This is a genomic window from Methylobacterium variabile, from assembly GCF_001043975.1.
Taxonomy (GTDB): domain Bacteria; phylum Pseudomonadota; class Alphaproteobacteria; order Rhizobiales; family Beijerinckiaceae; genus Methylobacterium; species Methylobacterium variabile.
Window position 1 is genome coordinate 1 of record NZ_LABY01000394.1, and the last position, 719, is coordinate 719.

General features: G+C 69.0%; 1 protein-coding gene. It reads right to left on the reverse strand.

The annotated features are described in order from the left end of the window. Window positions 1-67 precede the first annotated feature (67 nt). Entirely contained in the window at window positions 68-262 is a 195-nt protein-coding gene (locus tag VQ02_RS33385; RefSeq protein WP_048448578.1) for a Flp family type IVb pilin, read from the reverse strand. Between the last annotated feature and the right edge of the window lie 457 nt (window positions 263-719).

A 719-nucleotide genomic window follows, 5' to 3' on the forward strand; every position in this document is an offset into this window, starting at 1 on the left:
TCCTGGCCGGCCAGATCCGGCAGTGCCTGGACAATCTCGGCCTGGCGGCGGAGTGAACCCGCCTCCCTCAGCCGAGGGCGGCGAGGATGCGGTTGCTGATCTGGCCGTACAGGCTGCCCGCCGAGTTGCCGTAGACCGAGAGCCCGGCCGTCAGGGCGAGAAAGATCAGGACGGCGACCAGCGCGTACTCGATCGCCGTCGTGCCGGATTGCTCGCGCCGGAACCGCCGGATCGCCTCCGCTCCCCGCGACCTGCCAAGCACGTCAAGCTCCCTCGCTTCGCCGCGTGGGATCCTAGGGGGCGACCTCCTCACCGGAGGTTAATGCGTCTGAAGAGTCACCCGCGGAGTGCGACCGGAGCAGATCGTCCGGACGTGACGACCGTGATGCTGCGTCCGATCGCAATGCCGCCGGGGCCGTGATCGTGTCTCGATTGCAGCACATTATCGAATGACCTGGTTCCCGCCTTGCCAGTCACAGGATCCGGCAGCCTCGCGGCGTGGATCGCAGCGCCGCGTCCCGATCATATCCTGCGATCTCCCGGCGGTTTTCCGGCGACATCTCGGTTTCGACGTCTCCCGATCGAACGGCGCTTGCCGGGAGGCGCCGGATGCTCGGCGCTCTTCGGCGCGCCGCACCGTCCTGATGCACGATCTCTGACGGTGCGGAGGCTTGCCGAAGGCCCGGCCCCGTCGCGGAGCCGCCGCGCGGCGGCCCTGC